Raw genomic sequence first — 17,454 nt, 5'->3', positions numbered from 1 at the left:
AACATTGATTTGACTTTAAAAAATGCAAGTAATATTATTGTATTTAAGACAACTAAATCTTCGTTAGGTGAGGCTACTGTACAGACACAGGCCGCTGCCCGGAAATGTCGAGAGACAGTAACGGGTTAACAGGTATTGCCGAATTAAGGTTTTACTTAACGTGGCTGAGAAATAATTTCTCTAGCTGTACAGAGCCAAAGCTTGCACGACTGAAGACGTAATAAATTTATGGTCTTCATTTTACATGCAATTGAAGGCCTTTTATATTGTCGGCGAAAGGGGTGACTTACATGGAAGAAATACCAAATCGACGATGCCGGAACATTAACTTAAATTATTTGTTACAAAACTTTCATGGAGGTGACCCGGTTGATCAAAACATATTTTTACAGTGCCACCCAGAGAAAATTATTGCATGATGTGGATTTGTCCCTTAATTTGATTCAACACGAAGATGACTTACTCTGGGTGGATTTATACGACTTTAAGGACGAAAAAGAATTAAGTCACCTGGCCAAGGTATTTGATTTTCATTATCTTGCTGTTGAGGACTGCCTGCAGCACAGCCCGAGGGCCAAAATAGACACCTATGATAAATATTATTTTTTTATGCTGCACGCGCTGCGCTATAAGGAAGACAGCGACGAAGAAATTACGCCTGAGCAGCTCAACGTTTTTCTGAGCTCTAATTATGTGGTCACCGTTCATCGCAGGAACCTGCCCATACTGGGCCGGTTGGCCAGGGAATGCCTGACCAATATCACCAAACACATGGAAAATGGATCAGATATGTTTTTATACCACATATTTGATGGAATTACTGACGAGTATTTTCCAATTCTTGACCGCATCGACCAGCGGGTTGATGAACTGGAAGATCAGCTTTACGAGCAACCCAGTAAAGAAATTACAGAGGAATTCCTGGCGTTGAAAAGAACGCTGCTATCCATGCGGCGGGCCATTCACCCTTTAAAGCGAATGTTCACCAGCATGAACGGGCAATTTATGTTCCAGGTTTCCAAAGAAAGTGAACCGTATTTCCTGGACCTGATAGACCATATTGAACGAATCATCGACACCATTGAAAGCCTCCGGGATTTGCTGGATGGCGCACTGGAAACGTATTATTCAATTATCAGTGCCAGAACCAACGAAACAATTAGGATCCTTACCCTCATATCAACTGTTTTTATGCCGCTGACCTTTATTACCGGCTTCTTTGGTATGAACGTGCCTTTACCGGAGCAGGAGACGGTTTGGGCAACGGTGGCTATTACCGCCGGTTTGCTCGTGATTACCGTATGGATGTTTTTAATCTTTAAAATGAAAAAGTGGATTTAATCCAGTCCCTTCCAACGGGGAGTCAGGTTATGATCTATTCCCAGCAGATCCATCACCCTGCCTACTGTTTGGAGCACCAGATCCGTAATAGTGGAAGGACGATTGTAAAAAGCCGGTACAGGAGGCATGATAACTGCTCCGGCCCGGGCCAGCCTGAGCATGTTGGCCAGGTGGATTTCATGCAGGGGTGTTTCTCTGGGCAGCAGGACTAACCTGCGTTTTTCCTTTAAAGTAACGTCGGCTGCTCTGCTGATCAGATTATCCGTGTAGCCATTGGCTACGGCGGAAAGTGTTTTCATGCTGCAGGGGGCAATAACCATACCCTGGTGTTTAAAGGAACCGCTGGAGATTGCCGCTGCAAGATCATCAATTTGATAAACTGCGGCGGCCAGGGCATTGATATCTTTTAATTTATAGCCTGTTTCAATTTCTATTGTTCGCCGGCCCCAGTTGCTATACACTAAATGGGTTTCCACTCCTGCCCGGGCCAGTTCCCGAACCAGGGTAATACCGTAAACAGCGCCGGTGGCGCCTGTGATTGCTGTAACAATACGCATTGCTTTCCTCCTGTGGGTTTGATAATAAACTGTTTCAACACAGATAAAATAATTCCCCCCCTGTCGGGGATCTTTTTGTTCGGATAACTTTTGGTGCGGGATTACCGCCGGTCTGCCTGGAAAAAAATGCTGGCGCCGCGTTTAGCGGCATGGGTGTCTGTCCGCCGGGAGGAGTATTTATGCAACTGTACAGGGTACAGGCTATTGTTTTAAACTCATACGAAATGCGCGATGCACACCGTGTCCTGACCCTTTATACCCGGGAAAAGGGAAAAGTGAGGGCTGTTGCCCATGGTGTTGCCAAACCCACCAGTAAAAAAAGGGGTGCTGTGCAGCCTTTTTGTCATACTGATTTTTTGCTGCGCCGGGGCAGGGAGCTTGACAGCGTTAGCCAATGTGAGGGGCGCGAAATTTTCCCCGCTCTATGGGCCGACCTGGACCTAATGAGCTATGCCGGGCACGCAACCGGACTGGTTGACCGGCTGACTGCGGACGGTGAGCCCGATCAGCATATATTCAGTTTGCTGCTCGGCATTCTAAGAGTACTTGAAAAGACGAAAAAACCTGAATTGGCGATCAGAAGCTTTGAATTACGGCTGGTTTCATTGCTTGGCTATTTACCCCACCTGGATAGTTGCACGAATTGCGGTGAAACTAATTTAAGCCCGAACAGCTACTTTAGTCCCGGGGCAGGCGGCCTTGTCTGCCGGAATTGCAGGACACCCGGCACAGCGGACTGTTTCTGCGGCGGGGAAGCGGTTTCGGTGCTAAAAGCGCTGCTGAACTGGGAACTGGTTACGGTTGAAAGAATACGTATTACCCGGCAAGCAGGAGCTCAAATTAAACTAATTATGACTGAATATTTAAAATGGCTTACGGAAAGACGTTCCGGCCCATTGGAATTCATGGAAAAAGTCCGGGATTACAAGCCCTGATAAATGTATAAAACAAGTGCAGATAAGGTTAAATTATCTGTAGCTATTCAGTTTAAAGCCGTAGGGTTGGACGGCTCTGTCCGCCCGCCGGACTAAAGGGGGTAATTTCGTGAGCAATGAATTGGAGAACATTGATCTGATAAGGGCTAGAATAGGCGTAACCTACAGAGAGGCCAAAAAGGCGCTGGATGAAGCAGGAGGAGATGTCGTTCAGGCGTTAATGAACCTGGAAGAAAAAGATCAGCAGTTTACCGAAAGAATACAATGCCGTGGACAGGATCTTTTGGAGAATTTGAAGTCCATTCTGCATCGTGGTCAGGAGACCAGAATAAAAGTCAAACAGGGAGACAGGACAGTTTTTGAAGTGCCCGCTTCAGTAGGCGCGGTGGGATTACTGGCTGCTCTGGCTAGCAGTGAATTGGCGGTACTTGGCGCCTTGGGAACTGTTACGGCCATGGCCAAAAAATATACACTTGAGTTTGAGCGTAAAGATAAAGACCCTGAAGTTAAAGTTGATAAAAACGAATCAGGCGCAGAAACTTTTCAATTTGACAAAGACAGCTTGCAATAAGCTTTTTATTTGACTTTACAGATTAAATTTGATAAATTTGTTTTGTCATCTAAATATTTTTAGGCGATGAGGGAAAGAGTACCCGGGAAGAATTTCTGTCAGAGAGCCGGCGGTTGGTGTGAGCCGGTGGATTGCCCCGGTGAAAGGGGTTCCCGAGCTGCAGGAGGAAAACCGTCATATATGCGGTCAGTAAAACCTGCAAAAAAGAGTGGGCTGCCGGACTGGGCAGCCAAACAGGGTGGAACCGCGGGAATATGCCTCCCGTCCCTGGCTGTTGCCGGGGCGGGAGGTTTTGTGTTTTTTTATTATTTTTTAAGGGAGGTTGGTAAATCATGAACTTCCAGGAGCTGATATTAACTCTTAATACCTTCTGGGCCAAACAGAATTGCATCATTCAGCAGCCTTACGATGTTGAAAAAGGCGCCGGGACAATGAATCCAGCCACTTTTTTGCGAGCTTTAGGGCCCGAACCCTGGCGGGTGGCATACGTTGAACCATCGCGCCGGCCCACCGACGGCAGGTACGGAGAAAACCCCAACCGGCTGCAGCATTACTATCAGTTTCAAGTTATTTTAAAGCCATCACCGGATGATGTGCTGGAGGTATATCTGCAAAGTCTGAAAGCCATCGGTATTGACCCGGATAAACATGATATCCGGTTTGTGGAAGATAACTGGGAATCACCAACCCTTGGGGCCTGGGGCCTGGGGTGGGAGGTTTGGCTGGATGGCATGGAAATTACCCAGTTCACTTATTTTCAACAGTGCGGCGGCATTGACTGCCGGCCGGTAAGCGCGGAAATTACCTACGGGCTTGAGCGGCTGGCCATGTACATTCAGGAGAAAGACAGTGTATTTGACATAGAATGGGTTGATGGTGTTACATATGGTGCAGTCCACCATCGCGGGGAAGTTGAATATTCCCATTATAACTTTGAAGCAGCAGATACGGATATGTTATTTCAATTGTTTGATATGTATGAACGGGAAGCTGTCGGAATAGCAGAAAAGGGCCTGGTACTGCCGGCTTATGATTATGTTTTAAAATGCTCCCATGCATTTAATCTTCTGGATGCCCGGGGGGCTATCAGCGTAACTGAACGGACAGGGTTTATCCATCGGGTGCGCAATCTGGCCCGGGCTTGTGCTGTTAAATACGTTGAACAAAGGGAGAATATGGGTTTTCCCCTGCTGAAAAAGGAGGGTGCCTGATATGGCCAGGGATTTTATATTGGAAATTGGCATGGAAGAGCTGCCGGCACGTTTCATTGCCCCGTCTGTGGAGCAAATGCGGCAACTGGCGGGGAAAGCTTTGCGCGACAGCAGAATTGCCTATAAGGAAATAAAAACTTATGGAACACCCAGGAGAATAGCAATATTAATTAGTGACCTCGCAGAGGATCAGGAAGCACTTATCCAGGAAGCCAAAGGGCCGGCGGTAAAGGTGGCTTTTAATGCCGCCGGGGAGCCGACCCGGGCGGCCCAGGGCTTTGCCAAAAGCCAGGGCGTGCAGGTGGAAGACCTGGTGCGCAAGTCGGTAGGTCCGGTAGAATATGTTTTTGCCCTTAAAAAGGAAGAAGGCGGGAAAACTTTTGCCGTTTTGCCGGCCATTGCTCTGGCCCTAATTGAGGGGCTGCATTTTCCCAAGCCCATGCGCTGGGGCGATCTGGAGGTTAGGTTTGCCCGGCCCATACGCTGGCTGCTTTGTCTTTATGGAAAAGATGTGGTCAAATTTGAGTTTGCGGGTTTGCGGTCGGACCGCTACACCATGGGCCACCGCTTTTTAAGTTACGGAAAGGTGGAAATCACTGATGCAGGTTCCTATTGCCGGGTGCTCGAAGAAGCTTTTGTTATGGCTGACATCGACCAACGGAAAAGTAAAATTCGCAGTCAGATTGAGCAAGCTGCGGTCGAAAAGGGCGGCAGACCGGAAACGAACGAGGAACTGCTGGATGAGGTCACCAACCTGGTTGAATATCCTACCGCTCTATGCGGCAGCTTTGACGGGCGTTATCTGGAAATGCCCGAGGAAGTTTTAATTACACCTATGCGGGAGCACCAGCGCTATTTTCCCGTCCGTGGTTCGGATGACCGGCTGCTGCCGCTGTTTGTGGCTGTAAGCAACGGTGGTGCCGGAAATGTAGATATTGTCCGGGCGGGAAATGAAAAAGTGTTAAGGGCGCGGCTGTCGGATGCCGCATTTTTCTGGCAGGAGGATCTCAAAGCACCGCTGGAGGATAAGGTAGACAGATTGAAAAAAGTCATTTTCCAGGAAAGCCTGGGCACAATATATGAAAAGGTGCAGCGCATAACCAACCTGGCGGATTATATTGGAGGCCGGCTTGGAGCGCCTCCTGAAGAACGGTCCAACTTGCTCAGGGCCGCCCGCCTGGCCAAGGCGGATTTGCTGACCAATATGGTTTATGAATTTCCTGAACTGCAGGGAATCATGGGCAGAGAGTATGCGCGTCGCTTCAACGAACCGGAAGGGGTTGCGCTGGCAATCTATGAGCATTATCTGCCCAGATTTGCCGGAGATGACCTGCCTGATACGCTGCCGGGCAAAATTTTAAGTATTGCTGATAAGCTGGATACACTGGTGGGTTGTTTCGGTGTCGGCATTCAGCCTACCGGCTCACAAGACCCGTATGCATTAAGACGACAGGCCTTGGGAATATGTCATATCATTCTTGACGCCGGCCTGACGCTGTCATTAGCTGAGATGATCGAACAGGCTTATAATAACTATGCGGACCGGGTGAAAATGAAACTTGGCGTGGATCAGGTTATCTCAGAACTTGGTGAATTTTTCAAACAGCGGTTGCGGGTTTTGTTCATTGAGCGCGGGCTTTCCTATGATACGGTTGATGCTGTTCTTGCCCCCGGTTACGATGCAGCTTACGATACCTGGCTGCGGGGAAAGGCTTTGGAGCAGTTCCGGTCCGAACCGGCTTTCGAGGCGCTGTTAACTGCTTTTACCCGGGCCTATAATTTAAGCAAAAAGACCGAGAGCGATCAGGTGGCCCCGGCGTTGTTTGAGACAGAAGTTGAAAGAGAGCTTTATGCCGCTTTTCATCAAGTATCAAAAGCAGCCGGAGATAGCTGCCAAGCGCGGGAGTATAACACGGCCTTTTCATTGATTGCGGAACTGCAAAAACCGGTTGATCGATTCTTTGAGGATGTTATGGTAATGGTTGAAGATCCGCGGATCAGGGATAACAGGTTGGCGCTGTTAAAAAATATAGCTGATTTCATTGGTAGGGTAGCAGATTTAAGTAAATTGGTTGTACAAAATAAGTAAAAATAAAGGAGCCAGGAGTCAGAATTCAGGAGTCAGAATGATAAAATCACTTTTTATCGTATAGTAGCATTCTGAATTCTGACTCCTGAATTCTAATTTATTAATTGTGAGTACATAAATAGTAAAAAAATATTTTTCAAGCTTAGAGGAAAATCAATAGTGCGCATATAATATATATTATTTATGGAGGCAAGGTATATTAGTATAGCATATTTGCTCTCCAAGGGGCGATGATATGCAGCTTACAGACAGACAACAAATTATATTAGACATAGTTAAAAGAGAAGGTCCTATTACCGGCGAACAAATTGCAGACCGGCTAAATCTCACCAGGGCAACATTGCGCCCTGATATGGCTATCTTGACCATGTCGGGCATGCTGGAAGCGCGTCCCAGGGTTGGTTATTTTCACAGCGGCAAGAAGCCTGGCCGGGTGCTGGCGGAAAAACTGCACCAGGTTAAAGTTGGTGAAGTCAAATCAGTCCCCGTTGTGGTGCCCGAAAAGTGCACCGTCTATGACGCTGTGGTGACCATGTTTATCGAGGACGTTGGCACACTGTTTGTGGTTCGCGAGGGTGGTTTTTTAGAGGGTATTGTATCACGCAAAGACCTTTTAAAAACAACTTTGGGCGGGCAGGATATTCATAAACTGCCCCTGGGGGTAATAATGACCAGAATGCCCAATATAATCTACGCGGAACCTGACGAATCGGTATGGGAAGCGGCAAGGAAATTAATTAACCACGAAGTAGATGCTCTGCCGGTAGTTAAAGCTAATGCCCAGGAAGATGGCGCAATGGTATTTGAAGTAATTGGAAGGTTTAGTAAAACAAATATAACCCGGCTTTTTGTCGAGCTCGGTGAAGGAGATTATTAAGGAGGGCGGTATCCATTTCCATGGAAACAAGTGATTCCAGGCAATTTATATTTATAATTTCTGATTCCATCGGTGAAACGGCGGAATTGGTGGCCCGGGCCGCGGCCAGCCAATTTAACGGCGAAGAAGTGGAGATCCGCCGGGTTCCTTACGTCAATGATGCATCTGAGATATATGAGATTATTGAGGAGGTAAGACAGCACAACAGCTTAATTGCCTATACCCTGGTTTCGCCTGAACTTAGGGAGGTTATTAATAAAGAGGCGCAAAAATATAACATATTGACGGTTGACATCATGACCCCAATGCTTGACGCCCTTACTACTTTTAAAGGGAAACCACCCAAGCTTGAGCCGGGGTTGGTGCGGAAAATGGACCAGGAGTATTTTCGCAAAGTTGAGGCTATAGAATTCGCTGTTAAATATGACGACGGGAAGGACCCCAGGGGCATTAACCGGGCTGATCTCGTGGTGGTGGGGGTCAGCCGGACATCTAAAACTCCTTTGTGTATGTATCTGGCGCACAAGCGGATCAAAGCAGCCAACGTACCTTTGGTGCCGGAGGTTTCCCCACCTGAGGAAATATTTAACCTGCCCTCGCACAAGTTGATTGGTTTAACCATACGGCCCAGTTTATTAAATGAAATCAGGCGTGAAAGGCTAAAGTCGCTGGGCCTTACATCAAATGCGGATTATGCAAGTATGGAACGTATTTTGCGAGAAATAGAATATGCCGAGGGCATTATGAAAAAGGCGGGTTGCTCCGTTATTGATGTTTCTAATAAGGCAGTCGAAGAGACTGCCAGCAGGGTACTCGAAATATATTACAGGGGTGAGAGATATGGCAGGTAAAAAATGGGTTTATGCATTTGAAGAAGGCCGGGCGGATATGAAGAATCTTCTTGGCGGCAAGGGTGCGAACCTGGCGGAAATGACCTACATAGGTTTACCCGTTCCTCCGGGAGTAATTATCACCACCGAGGCCTGCAACCAGTTTTACCTAGAAAACAGACAGTTTCCACCGGGTATGGAGGAGCAAGTCAGAGAAAAAATAAAAGTGCTTGAAACTAAAACCGGCAAGGCGTTAGGTAATGCGGAGAACCCGCTATTGGTCAGCGTCCGTTCCGGAGCGCCCATATCCATGCCGGGTATGATGGATACTGTTTTAAACCTGGGACTAAATGACCAAACGGTGGAAGGTTTGGCGGCAGCTTCCGGTGACAGAAGATTCGCTTTGGATTGTTACCGGCGTTTTTTAAATATGTTTGGAGATGTAGTGCTTGGTATTGAACATGCAAAGTTCGAAAGGGCGCTGGAAGCCCAGAAAAACTATGCCAATGTTAAGTTTGACAGTCAATTAACTGCTGAAGATTGGCAGGCAGTTGTTGAAGAATATAAAAAAATAATTAACCGTGAAACTGGGAGCCCGTTTACCCAGGATCCCATGGAACAGCTTTTTAAGGCGATTTATGCAGTATTTAATTCCTGGAATACTGACCGGGCCATTGTTTACCGCAAAGTTAACAAAATTCCCGAAGACCTGGGAACAGCAGTAAATATCCAGGCTATGGCTTTTGGCAACCTTGGCAATGACTGCGGCACCGGAGTGGCTTTTACCCGCAACCCCTCCACGGGTGTTAACGAACTGTACGGCGAATACCTGATCAATGCTCAGGGTGAGGATGTAGTGGCCGGGATCAGGACCCCCCAGCCTATTGCCACCCTCAAAGATGAGATGCCGGAGGTTTACAAACAGTTTGTGGAAACCTGCAATCTGCTGGAAAAACATTATCGCAACATGCAGGATATTGAGTTTACCATTGAGCGCGGCAAACTGTTCATTTTACAGACCCGTAACGGGAAACGTACCGCCCAGGCGGCTATTAAAGTTGCTGTCGATATGGTTAACGAAGGACTGATCACCAAAGAAGAGGCTATAACCAGGGTGGAACCGGCTCACCTGGACCACTTGCTGCACAGGCGCATCGACCCCAATGCTGAGCTGAAGATAATTGCCAAGGGACTTCCCGCTTCACCTGGCGCCGCCGGGGGTAAAGTTGTATTTGAAGCGGACGAAGCTGAAAAAATGGGTCAGGAAGGTCAGAAGGTTGTTCTTGTCCGCACGGAAACCACACCCGATGATATTCACGGTATTGTCCAGGCCCAGGGTATTCTTACCTCCAGGGGCGGTATGACCAGTCACGCGGCGGTAGTGGCCCGTGGTATGGGTAAACCTTGTGTTTGCGGCTGCGAGGCAATTCGCATTGATTATGAAAAAGAAGAATTTACCGTTAATAATTTAACTATTAAAAAAGGCGATATTATTTCCATAGACGGTGCCACAGGACAGGTAATTCTTGGTGATGTGCCTATGATCGACCCTGAACTTAGCTCCGAGTTCCAGCATCTTTTGGAGTGGGCTGACGGAATTCGCAAGTTAGGCGTCAGGGCCAACGCAGACAATCCGGTAGACGCGGCCATCGCCAGGGAGTTCGGCGCTGAAGGAATTGGCTTAACCCGTACTGAGCATATGTTTATGGCTCAGGATCGCCTGCCGATAGTTCAGGATATGATTCTTGCCTCCTCGGATGCCGAGCGGGACCAAGCTTTGGCCAAGCTGTTGCCCATGCAGGAAGAGGATTTTTACGGTATCTTAAAAGCAATGGAAAGTTTACCCGTAACCATCAGACTGCTGGATCCGCCGCTGCATGAGTTTCTGCCCAATGCTGAGGAACTGGTGGTTGAGATTACCAGGCTGCGTCTGACCGGCGGTGACAGCAAGGAATTGACTGAGAAAGAGGATTTGCTCAGGAAAGTCAGGGCTTTGTCCGAATTTAACCCCATGCTGGGACACCGGGGCTGCCGTCTTGGTATAACATTCCCCTCGGTATACGCCATGCAGGCCAGGGCCATTTTCCAGGCGGTGGTTCGTCTCATTAAGGAAGGTTACAAGGTAATACCCGAAGTGGAGATTCCACTGGTGATAGATGTTAATGAACTTTCTTTCCTGCGCCGCATGGTTGATCAGGTGGCCGAAGCAGTTATGCAGGAAACCGGAACACAATTTGAATATACCGTGGGGACCATGATTGAAGTGCCAAGGGCTGCGCTTTTGGCGGATGAAATTGCCGGTGTCGCCGACTTCTTTTCTTTCGGCACCAATGACCTGACCCAGACTACCCTGGGCTTTAGCCGGGACGATGCCGAAGGCAAATTCCTCCAGGAATATGTGGGGAAAAAATTGCTGGCGGAAAACCCGTTTGTCGTTTTGGACCGCAAAGGTGTAGGGAAGTTGATGGAAATGACCGTCAAGCTGGGTCGCAGCGTCAAGCCGGAACTGTTAATCGGGATCTGCGGGGAACACGGTGGAGAACCTTCATCGATAGAGTTTTGCCACCTAACCGCTTTAAACTACGTTAGCTGCTCACCGTTCAGAGTCCCTATCGCCCGGTTGGCAGCAGCCCAGGCCAAAGTGAACAACTGATCGCCAGAAACAAGTAACGTGAAAAAATGTTGGATAGTAGAATAAAGAGAGGGTTCGCCCTCTCTTAAATATTTATTAATCTTTATTAAATATTTGTTAAATAAAAGGGAATTGGGAAAAAAATATAGAAATAAAAGAAACCTGCAAAGAGTAAGTATAAGTATCAAACTTATTAAAGAACTACTTGTTAAAGAACTGACAGGCTGGTGGACGGGTGGATCAAAAAAGGCTTTTTTGGGCAATTACTCTGCCTGATAACATCAAAAGAAAAATTTTCGGCCTGCAATCCCGTCTTCGGGAGATTCCTTCAGACGTAAAGTGGGTGGAGCAGCAGAACTTTCATCTTACCCTGAAGTTTCTCGGGGATATACCGGCCGGCCAAACCGGCAGAATCATTCAGGCTGTGGAACGCGAAATTGTTGGAACGGGTGTCTTTTCACTTGAGCTTGCGGGTATGGGATTTTTCCCCGGACCCAGCAGACCAAAGGTCATCTGGATCGGGATCAGGGGTGAGTTGGTTAAGTTCAGACACCTTCACGAAAAGGTGGAGGAAGCTATGGCTGTGCTGGGGTACACAGATCACAACAATCGCTTTTCACCTCACCTTACTCTGGGAAGGTTCAGGTCAGCCGGGGGAAGCATTGAACTGGTAAAACGGGCCAATGCGCTTGCCGGGGAAATTGAAAATATTAATAAGATTACTGTTGATTCGGTAAATCTCATTGAAAGCCACCTTACCCGCAAAGGGCCAATATACACGACGCTGGTGACTCTGCGTTTGTAGCAATTAATAGCGCGTTGGCAGGAAGGAGTATCTTTATGTTTATTGTCGCTATCAACGGCAGTCCTAATCCCACCGGTAATACTGCTTACTTATTGAGAACTGCACTTGACGAAGTTTCCAAAGGTGGCGGCGAGGGGTATTTTCTGCAAGTATCAGACGTAATGTCAAAATTGAAGATACCTTATTGTCTTGCCTGTACTAACCCATGCGAAGGCAAATGCTACCGGGGAACGGAGCTCGAGGAATCTTATAATTTGTTGCGCCGGTGTGATGGATTAATTATAGGAAGCCCGGTATATTTTTGCACTGTTTCAGCGCAGCTTAAATCATTTTGGGATAAATCCAGAGTTTTGCGCAAAGAAAAAGCTCTTATAAATGTAGTCGGAGGTGCCCTTGCCGTGGGTGCGGCCCGCTTTGGCGGCCAGGAGACCACCATTCGGGCCATGCAGGATATAATGTTGTGTCAGGGTATGACTGTAATTGGTGACGGGTATGTTGAAGATGATGCAGGGCACCAGGGTGCCTGCGCGCAACGTCAGGCCAGTGATGACCAGAATGGGATAACGCGGTCGCGGATACTGGCGCGAAGGGTAATGGAAGTGGCTAGGGCCACAATGGAACTTCGTGCTCACCGGACGCAAGGCAAATAAGCATTTGCCTCACACCCCCGCTGGTTCTTAAACTGTCGGGGGTATATTTTTTAAAGGAGTCAGAATTCAGAATTCAGGAGTCAGGAGCAGACGCCCATGCCGCTGACGCGGCGCCATCAGTAAAATGTAAAAAGGCTGGATTTAGGTAGGGGCGGACGACTCTGTCCGCCCGCTATTGGGTCAGATATATCATGTACCTTGATTCCACAAAAGTTTTTTCAGGGCAGGATGATCGAACGGTTATTGTCTATAATTATTCTGACTCCTGACTCCTGACTCCTGAATACTGAATACTTGAAGTGAGGTGCGGCCGGTTGAATATTCGCCAGCACAGTGAAGAAATGGAAGATAAACTGCTTTCCCATCTTGCCGCCCGCAGCAGCTGCACGGCAGGGCGCCGATATCCCGAGGAGCCCTGCAGCGTACGAACTGCTTATCAAAGGGATAGGGACAGAATTATTCATTCCAAGGCGTTTCGCCGGCTAAAACATAAAACCCAGGTGTTTATTATCCCTGAGGGAGATCATTACCGCACCAGGCTTACCCATACTCTGGAAGTATCTCAAATTGCCAGAACTGTTGCCCGGGCGCTGCGATTGAATGAGGATCTTACTGAAGCCATAGCGCTGGGCCATGACCTGGGTCATACCCCATTTGGTCATGCCGGGGAAAGTGCCTTAAATGAGATAATGACAGGCGGCTTCAGGCATAACCGGCAAAGCCTGCGGGTGGTAGAGGAATTGGAAGGAGGCAGGGGGCTGAACTTAACCGGAGAAGTATGCGACGGTATATTAAATCACACGGGCAAGGTCATTCCTTCCACCCTGGAAGGACAAATAGTAAAAATAGCCGATCGCGTTGCCTACATTAATCACGATATAGATGACGCCGTTAGGGGAGGGATTTTAAAGACCAGTGATTTGCCGCAATTTTGCCTTGATGTATTGGGCACTGAACACCGAACCAGAATCAACAATATGGTGGTGGATTTGATTAATAGCAGTTGGGGCAAACCGCAAATTACCATGAGCAGCCAGGTGCAGGAGGCCACTGATAAACTACGGGAATTCCTTTTTGATCATGTTTATGTAGACTCTGAGGCTAAAAGTGAGGAGAGCAAGGCCCGGCATGTGGTCCAGTTTCTATTTGATTATTGGAACAAACACCCTGAAAAGCTTCCCGCCGAATACCATATTAGAGGAGAAACAGTTGGCGTTGAAAGGGCTGTTTGCGATTATATTGCAGGTATGACGGATCGCTATGCCATAGCCCAGTTTAAAGCTCTGTTTATTCCCCGGTCATTTGCCATCCCCGGGGACAGCGGGTGACAAAAAAATGTCGAACACGGAAGGATAATTTATAGTGACAGCGAATAAATGTTAAACGACTGGTATATTTTTTTGAAAAGAAACCAGTTGCTATATATTTTTAGCGGAAGGTGGTATGGTGGGAGGGTATATTCCCGGGGAAATACTGGATAATATTCGGAACCGGGCCGATATCGTAAGAATTATTTCGTCATACGTTACCTTACAAAAAAAAGGTAAGAATTACGTTGCGCCATGCCCATTCCACCATGAAACCGAACCTTCGTTTACGGTTACTCCCGAAAAACAGATTTTCTATTGTTTTGGCTGTAATCTTGGAGGCAATGTTTTTAAGTTTTTAATGCTTCAGCATAACGTTTCTTTTCCCGAAGCGGCCAAAATGCTCGGAGAAATGGTGGGAGTGCCTGTTCCGGAAGGCTTTAGCCCCCAAACCCGGGAACGTCTGCGCCAGGAAGAAAAGGCCTGGAAAATTAATTCTCTGGCCAGCGAATTTTTCCAAAATGTTTTATTGCGGAACCCGGGGGCGGAAGCCGCCAGAGGCTATTTAATAAGCAGAGGCGTTACCATTGACACAATAAAAGATTTTAACCTGGGCTATGCCCTGCCGGAATGGGATGCTTTGATCCGGTTCATGCGAGACAAGGGAATCGGAATCCGTAGCCTGATTGATGTGGGATTGGCGGTAAGTAATAATAATAACAAAACCTATGATCGCTTTAGAGCGCGGCTGATGTTTCCCATTAATGACAGCCGTGGCAGGGTAACCGGATTCGGGGGCAGGGTTTTAGATAAAAGTAATCCCAAGTATTTAAATACTCCGGAAACGGAATATTTTAACAAAAGTAAAATCTTGTACGGGCTGGATAAAGCCAGGCAGCATATTCGCGAAGCGGGTTACGTTATTATAACCGAAGGTTACATGGATGCTATTACCGCGCATCAGTATGGTATTAAAAATGCCGTGGCTTCACTGGGCACCAGTCTCACCAGGGATCACGGCAAGCTGCTGGCCAGCCAGACCAGGGAAGTTATTATCGCCTACGATGCCGATGCAGCAGGGATAGCGGCAGCTGTAAGGGGCCTTGATATATTGCAGGAAGCCGGCTGCAGGGTAAGGGTACTGCACCTTTCGGAGGGCAAGGACCCCGATGAATTTTTACGAGCCAGAGGCTATGAAGAATGGCAGCGCCAGGTGGAAAGGGCAGTTCCGCTGGTAGAATTTAAACTTCAAATGGCACTGGAAAAATATAAGAACGTTTCTTCAAGTAAAGATGCTATCTTAGAAGAGGTTTTGCCCAGTATTGCCGCTATAAGCGCTGAGTTGGAAAAGACAGAAGCAATTCAAATGGTGGCATCAAGATTATACACAAGTTTTCATGCCGTGGCTGAAGAATTGCATAGATTTTACAAAAATAATCCAAAAAAAGGGACAAACCCGGATAAAATTGCTAAAAATAAGCATAATATTATTAGAAAAAATAGGATTAACTTTGGGGACAAGGCAGAATATGAACTTCTTAGAATAATGCTGGAGGATGCCGAAACTATAACAGAGGTTGCCAGTGAACTGAAAGGTAATTTTTTCAAAGATCCGTTTTGTTCTTGTGTTTATGACCAATTGTTGGAGATTTATTTGAGTTCTTCTTATAATCCTTCTGCTTTGTTTGATCGCTTGGAGGAAGAACACCAGCAAAAATTGGGTATGCTGTTAATGGAGCCTATTCCAGGTGAAGATATAAAAGCTTTACTGCCGGGATATATTGCCGCCATCAAAAGAAAACGGTTGCTGCAATACAGGAACGAATTAGTAATGGCGCTGGCCAACGCTGAAAAATCAGGCAATAGTGCAGAAATGGACCGAATCCTGCATGAAATCAGTATAGCCGACAAGCCCTGAAAGGAGGGGAATGCGCAATGAGGGAGGACCCGAGCAAAACAGAGCAGCTTAAAGATGTCAAGGAACTGATCGAAAAGGGCAAAAAGAGGGGAGTCCTGACCTACCACGAGGTAATGGATAGCCTTCAGGGCATAGAACTTACCCCCGAGCAAATGGACGACATATACGAAAAGTTGGCCGCTATGGGCATTGAAGTTGTCCCGGAAACACAGGATATCGAGAACATCAATGATGCATCAATGGAAGAAGACGCCGAAGAAGATGTTGAAGTAGATTTGACTGTCCCCGAGGGCGTTGGCATAGATGACCCGGTCCGCATGTATTTAAAGGAAATCGGTCGTGTGCCCTTGCTTACTCCCGAAGAAGAAGTAAACCTGGCCAAACGTATGGAGCAGGGAGATGAGGAGGCCAAACGCCGCCTGGCCGAAGCCAACTTACGCCTGGTGGTGAGCATCGCCAAACGCTACGTTGGAAGAGGCATGCTTTTTCTTGACTTGATCCAGGAAGGCAATCTTGGCCTGATTAAGGCCGTGGAAAAGTTTGATTACCGTAAAGGCTATAAGTTTAGCACCTATGCAACCTGGTGGATTCGCCAGGCCATTACCAGGGCCATCGCGGACCAGGCCAGGACCATTCGCATACCGGTGCACATGGTGGAAACCATCAATAAACTAATCAGGGTAAGCAGACAGCTGCTGCAGGAACTGGGGAGGGACCCCGCTCCGGAGGAAATTGCCAAGGAAATGGGTATCTCTGAAGACAAAGTCCGGGAAATAATGAAAATAGCCCAGGAACCTGTGTCATTGGAAACACCTATTGGTGAAGAGGAAGATTCACACCTGGGTGATTTTATTGAAGACCATGATGCCAGGGCACCGGCGGAAGAAGCTTCCTTTACCCTGCTCCGCGAGCAGTTGGATGAAGTGCTGGAAACGCTTACAGACAGGGAGCAAAAAGTCCTGCGGTTGCGCTTCGGTCTGGATGACGGCAGGGCGAGAACCCTTGAAGAAGTCGGTCAGAAATTCGGGGTAACCCGGGAGCGAATCCGGCAAATTGAGGCGAAAACATTAAGAAAGCTGCGTCATCCCAGCCGCAGCAAAAAACTCAAGGACTACCTGGACTAGCAAATTTTGATTTCAAATAATCTATTGACCGTGGGGTAGCTTTGTTGTATAATAACTACTGCAGCGTTCCTCGATAGCTCAACGGTAGAGCATCCGGCTGTTAACCGGAGGGTTGCTGGTTCGAATCCAGCTCGGGGAGCCAAATCCCCCGGGCCCATAGCTCAACGGTAGAGCATCCGGCTCATAACCGGCTGGTTCTAGGTTCGAATCCTAGTGGGCCCACCAAAATGCAGTAGTTGATATAAACGGCCCCATGGTCAAGAGGCCTAAGACACCGCCCTTTCACGGCGGTAACCCGGGTTCGAATCCCGGTGGGGTCACCACAAGGGCGATTAGCTCAGCTGGGAGAGCGCCTGCCTTACAAGCAGGATGTCGGCGGTTCGAGCCCGTCATCGCCCACCATGAAGTTAAAGAAGGTCTGGCGAACAGGCCTTCTTATTTCCCCAAAAAAAGTAATCCCGTTAGTTTGCCCGTTGGTATAGCATTTTAAGGGCGATTAGCTCAGCTGGGAGAGCGCCTGCCTTACAAGCAGGATGTCGGCGGTTCAAGCCCGTCATCGCCCACCACCATATGTTAGTAAAGTTAAGCGCCGGAGACAACCTCCGGC

General features: G+C 47.8%; 14 protein-coding genes, 5 tRNA genes, 1 riboswitch and 1 other annotated feature. Of the genes, 18 read left to right on the top strand and 1 reads right to left on the bottom strand.

What is annotated here, in order from left to right; translation table 11 throughout:
- The first annotated feature begins 52 nt into the window (after positions 1-52).
- Positions 53-221, top strand: a riboswitch (M-box (ykoK) riboswitch).
- A 148-nt stretch (positions 222-369) separates the two neighbouring features.
- Complete coding sequence (corA, locus tag BM056_RS19525) at positions 370-1,341, top strand: magnesium/cobalt transporter CorA (RefSeq protein WP_092473585.1); 972 nt, start codon at positions 370-372, stop codon at positions 1,339-1,341.
- On the opposite strand, the gene BM056_RS19520 is transcribed toward corA, so the two are convergent.
- Entirely contained in the window at positions 1,338-1,943 is a 606-nt protein-coding gene (locus BM056_RS19520; protein ID WP_492207423.1) for a UbiX family flavin prenyltransferase, read from the bottom strand. The genes corA and BM056_RS19520 overlap by 4 nt on opposite strands.
- Positions 1,944-2,077: 134 nt before the next feature.
- Here BM056_RS19520 and recO point away from each other — a divergent pair, with 134 nt between their 5' ends.
- The 17 genes from recO to BM056_RS19435 all read left to right on the top strand — a co-directional run bounded on the left by recO (position 2,078) and on the right by BM056_RS19435 (position 17,413).
- Positions 2,078-2,833 carry a DNA repair protein RecO gene (recO, locus tag BM056_RS19515; RefSeq protein ID WP_165613618.1) on the top strand — a complete coding sequence of 252 codons (756 nt, stop codon included), beginning with the start codon at positions 2,078-2,080 and terminating at the stop codon, positions 2,831-2,833.
- Positions 2,834-2,942: 109 nt separating this feature from the next.
- Positions 2,943-3,404, top strand: coding sequence for a DUF4342 domain-containing protein (locus BM056_RS19510; RefSeq protein WP_092473580.1), 462 nt, complete (start codon positions 2,943-2,945; stop codon positions 3,402-3,404).
- A gap of 57 nt (positions 3,405-3,461) precedes the next feature.
- Positions 3,462-3,676: a binding site (T-box leader), on the top strand.
- A gap of 60 nt (positions 3,677-3,736) precedes the next feature.
- The gene (glyQ, locus tag BM056_RS19505; protein WP_092473578.1) at positions 3,737-4,615 is read left to right on the top strand and encodes a glycine--tRNA ligase subunit alpha; all 879 of its coding nucleotides are present in this window, start codon (positions 3,737-3,739) and stop codon (positions 4,613-4,615) included.
- 1 nt (position 4,616) lies between these two features.
- Positions 4,617-6,704, top strand: a complete 2,088-nt coding sequence (glyS, locus tag BM056_RS19500; protein WP_092473576.1) for a glycine--tRNA ligase subunit beta — start codon at positions 4,617-4,619, stop codon at positions 6,702-6,704.
- Positions 6,705-6,939: 235 nt separating this feature from the next.
- Complete coding sequence (ccpN, locus tag BM056_RS19495; protein WP_092473574.1) at positions 6,940-7,581, top strand: transcriptional regulator CcpN; 642 nt, start codon at positions 6,940-6,942, stop codon at positions 7,579-7,581.
- A 20-nt stretch (positions 7,582-7,601) separates the two neighbouring features.
- Positions 7,602-8,432 (top strand): pyruvate, water dikinase regulatory protein, encoded by an 831-nt coding sequence (locus BM056_RS19490; RefSeq protein ID WP_092473572.1) that lies wholly within the window; start codon positions 7,602-7,604, stop codon positions 8,430-8,432.
- Entirely contained in the window at positions 8,422-11,064 is a 2,643-nt protein-coding gene (gene ppdK / locus BM056_RS19485; RefSeq protein WP_092473570.1) for a pyruvate, phosphate dikinase, read from the top strand. The genes BM056_RS19490 and ppdK overlap by 11 nt, the downstream gene beginning before the upstream one ends.
- A gap of 214 nt (positions 11,065-11,278) precedes the next feature.
- Positions 11,279-11,848, top strand: a complete 570-nt coding sequence (gene thpR / locus BM056_RS19480; protein WP_092473568.1) for an RNA 2',3'-cyclic phosphodiesterase — start codon at positions 11,279-11,281, stop codon at positions 11,846-11,848.
- A 35-nt stretch (positions 11,849-11,883) separates the two neighbouring features.
- On the top strand, positions 11,884-12,498 hold the full coding sequence (locus BM056_RS19475) for a flavodoxin family protein (RefSeq protein WP_092473566.1): 615 nt from the start codon (positions 11,884-11,886) through the stop codon (positions 12,496-12,498).
- 314 nt (positions 12,499-12,812) lie between these two features.
- A complete protein-coding gene (locus BM056_RS19470) occupies positions 12,813-13,826 on the top strand; it encodes a deoxyguanosinetriphosphate triphosphohydrolase (protein ID WP_092473564.1) in 1,014 nt (337 codons plus the stop codon).
- Positions 13,827-13,944: 118 nt separating this feature from the next.
- Complete coding sequence (gene dnaG / locus BM056_RS19465) at positions 13,945-15,723, top strand: DNA primase (RefSeq protein WP_165613617.1); 1,779 nt, start codon at positions 13,945-13,947, stop codon at positions 15,721-15,723.
- Positions 15,724-15,740: 17 nt separating this feature from the next.
- Complete coding sequence (rpoD, locus tag BM056_RS19460) at positions 15,741-16,847, top strand: RNA polymerase sigma factor RpoD (RefSeq protein ID WP_092473560.1); 1,107 nt, start codon at positions 15,741-15,743, stop codon at positions 16,845-16,847.
- 67 nt (positions 16,848-16,914) lie between these two features.
- Positions 16,915-16,989 (top strand) — tRNA-Asn (locus BM056_RS19455).
- Positions 16,990-16,997: 8 nt separating this feature from the next.
- Positions 16,998-17,072 (top strand) — tRNA-Ile (locus tag BM056_RS19450).
- A 22-nt stretch (positions 17,073-17,094) separates the two neighbouring features.
- Positions 17,095-17,170, top strand: a tRNA-Glu gene (locus tag BM056_RS19445).
- Between the two features lie 3 nt (positions 17,171-17,173).
- Positions 17,174-17,249: transfer RNA gene (locus tag BM056_RS19440), tRNA-Val, on the top strand.
- An 88-nt stretch (positions 17,250-17,337) separates the two neighbouring features.
- Positions 17,338-17,413 (top strand) — tRNA-Val (locus BM056_RS19435).
- Positions 17,414-17,454 lie beyond the last annotated feature (41 nt).

Origin of the sequence: Desulfotruncus arcticus DSM 17038 (assembly GCF_900113335.1) — a bacterium.
Classification (GTDB): Bacteria; Bacillota; Desulfotomaculia; order Desulfotomaculales; family Desulfallaceae; genus Desulfotruncus; species Desulfotruncus arcticus.
The sequence above is the reverse complement of the archived record's forward strand: the minus strand, read 5'-3'. Positions and strand labels throughout refer to the sequence as shown.